At 58.1% G+C, this 2,381-nt stretch carries 3 protein-coding genes; 1 reads left to right on the forward strand and 2 read right to left on the reverse strand.

Going from position 1 to position 2,381, the window contains the following annotated elements; translation table 11 throughout:
* Positions 1-1,384 (forward strand): membrane-bound lytic murein transglycosylase MltF (gene mltF, locus ABY948_RS12140; RefSeq protein WP_461482796.1); only part of this gene is annotated, 1,384 nt, incomplete at its 5' end.
* A 30-nt stretch (positions 1,385-1,414) separates the two neighbouring features.
* Here the strand turns inward: mltF and tadA are convergent.
* Positions 1,415-1,912, reverse strand: coding sequence for a tRNA adenosine(34) deaminase TadA (tadA, locus tag ABY948_RS12145; RefSeq protein ID WP_461482797.1), 498 nt, complete (start codon positions 1,910-1,912; stop codon positions 1,415-1,417).
* Positions 1,912-2,106, reverse strand: coding sequence for a hypothetical protein (locus ABY948_RS12150; RefSeq protein WP_461482798.1), 195 nt, complete (start codon positions 2,104-2,106; stop codon positions 1,912-1,914). Before ABY948_RS12150 ends, tadA begins: the two co-directional genes overlap by 1 nt.
* Positions 2,107-2,381 lie beyond the last annotated feature (275 nt).

Consider the following 2,381-nt stretch of genomic DNA (forward strand, 5'->3'; position numbering starts at 1 on the left):
CACCCTGACCACCAGCCGGGCACCGACAACCCTTGAGGAAGTCCAGAACCGCAGGGAATTGCGCGTCCTCACCCTGATGGGTTCCACCACCTATTACCAGAACGCCAAGGGCCAGGGCGGCTTTGAATACTGGCTGGCCAAGGCCTTTGCCAAGCATTTGGGCGTGTCACTGAAAGTCACCACCCGCGACTCTGTCGGGGGTGTGCTGGTGGCGGTAGGCGGGCCGCTTGGGGATCTGGCGGCGGCGGGTTTAACCGTGACACCCGAACGCAAAAAGCGCTTCCGATTCAGCTATCCCTATTACCAGGTCACCCAGAAACTGATTTACCGCAACGGCTCAAAGAAACCGCGCAGCATTGATGATCTGGCAGGCGGAGAACTGCTGGTGATCCCCAAAAGCTCCCACAGCGAGCGTTTGAAAGAATTGCAAGAGGATCATCCAAAACTGGCCTGGCGGGAAATGCCCGGCCTGGAGATGCTCGACCTGATGTCGCTGGTGGATTCAGGTGAAACCGACTATGCCATCGTGGATTCCAACTCCTACCAGCTGGATCGAGGCATCTACCCCAGGGCACGTGCCGCCTTCGACATTTCCGAACCACAACCCCTAGCCTGGGCATTTCCAGCCAATGGCGATCACAGCCTGCTGGACGCCGCCAACAGCTTCCTCCAGAATTTCGAGGCATCCGGGGAACTGGAAAAACTGAAAAAACGGGTGCTGAGCCAGTCGAATCAATTTACCCAGGGCGGCTCCCAGCTGTTCATGACCCGCGTCAACACCCGCCTGTCGAAGTATCTGGATATGTTCAAAACCGTGGCGGCCGAGCACCAGCTCGACTGGCAACTGGTGGCCGCCATTGCCTATCAGGAATCCCACTGGGATCATCTGGCGACCTCGCCCACCGGGGTTCGCGGCCTGATGATGCTGACCCTGCCCACCGCCCGGGAGATGGGCGTCGAAGATCGCCTCGATCCCCTGCAGAGCCTGGAAGGTGGCGTCAAGTACTTCCTGGAAACCAAAGAGCGGATTCCCCAGGACATCACTGAACCCGACCGCACCTGGCTCACCCTGGCGGCTTACAACATCGGCATGGGTCATCTGGAAGATGCCAGGGTGCTCACAGATCGCGCCGGGAAAAATCCCGACCTTTGGGAAGATGTCAGGGAATACCTGCCGCTGCTGCAACAGGCGAAATACCACAACACGGTAAAACACGGCTACGCCCGGGGACACGAACCGGTGGCCTATGTAAAAAATATCCGTCATTACCAATCGGTACTGGGCTGGCACGCCCTGGAAGAACAGCGCCGGGTAGAACAGCAGAATCGACCGTACATCCCCAACACCAGCGACTGGCATGGCGGCTCGATGCTGTCCCTTTAGAATGCAGCCTCGCCAGGGGAAAGCCGGCGCTTATCCGGCCTGGCGCCTGGCCCTGAAAAACTCGATCACCAACTGACCGCACTGTTCCGCCAACACACCGCCCACCACTGCCATTTTGTGGTTGAAGTGGCCGCACTGGGGCAATTGCAACTGACTGACTACCGCTCCCGCGCGGGGCTCGAGGGCGCCGTACACGAGGCGACCGACACGGGCATGGATCATGGCGCCGATACACATGGTGCAGGGCTCGATGGTGACGTAGAGGGTGGTATTGGGCAGGCGATAATTGTGGAGCTGCTCTGCGGCCTGGCGCAGAGCATTGATTTCGGCATGGGCGGTGGGGTCGCAACGGCCAATGGGACTGTTCCAGCCCTCGCCGATACAGACCGCATCCCTGACCAGCAGCGCGCCCACCGGCACCTCCCCCGCCTCGCCGGCGCGCTTGGCCAACTCAATCGCCCGCAACATCCAGTCGCGGTCGGCGGCGGTATAGCCTCTGCCAGCGGCTGCAACTTTTCCAGTGCTCATTACTTGGTGCCGTCCATTTCCTCGCCGTGCCGGTCGACGGCATCCTGCATCACTTTATCCAGATTCTGGGCCTTTTCAACTTCGCGCTGGTAGATCGCCTCCGGGCGGTCATCCCCACTAGGCGAGCGTTTGCTCTCGATAAACACCATATAGATCACCGCCAGCACCGCTACCGCCAACAACAGAAATCTCATTGCATTCCCTCCGGTTTAATCGCTTTACGCAACGCGGCCTGACAGTAGAAGGGATCAAAAAGCGACGTCACTCCCACTCCATTATAAATAAGCAATTATTTTGCTTTATTTGCATACAGTTATTGCTACGTATTTAGGGCCTGTTCACACTAATTTGGTTGCCTCTGTTGTGACTAAAAAAGCGCCAATCTAGGCGCGAGAAATGAATTTAGTGGTTCTAACTGAGTGACGAGCAACGACGAGTGGCGCTTTTTTAGCCGCAACCCGAAGGGCTG

Origin of the sequence: Porticoccus sp., from assembly GCF_041592135.1 — a bacterium.
Lineage (GTDB): Bacteria > Pseudomonadota > Gammaproteobacteria > Pseudomonadales > Porticoccaceae > Porticoccus.